This window comes from Mycobacterium sp. PO1, assembly GCF_017312405.1.
Classification (GTDB): Bacteria; Actinomycetota; Actinomycetes; order Mycobacteriales; family Mycobacteriaceae; genus Mycobacterium.
The window spans coordinates 1-259 of record NZ_BLTG01000009.1; the positions used below are offsets into that span (position 1 = coordinate 1).

Sequence of the window (259 nt, forward strand, 5' to 3'; positions counted from 1 at the left end):
CCCGACGGCCGCACCCCCGACAGCTCCGCCTCCGCCCGGGCCCGCGCCGCAGTACCCGTGGCTGCCGCCGCCCGCTGCTCCGCGCACCGACCGCCCCGCGGCTCCGGCGGGCCGGCAGTGGCAGCCGGCCCCGGCCGAGGGGCAGTGGCGGCCTGCCGGAGAGCCGGGCAGTCACTGGGCGGCCGAGCCCGAGTCGTCCGAGCCCGAGCCGGCCGAGCCGGATGCGTATGTGGGCCGCCGCCGCGCCGCGGAACCGCAG

1 pseudogene is annotated in these 259 nt (G+C 82.6%); it reads left to right on the forward strand.

Annotation, left to right across the window (positions count from 1 at the left end):
- A pseudogene (locus tag J3476_RS03120) lies at positions 1-259 on the forward strand (hypothetical protein); the annotation flags it as partial.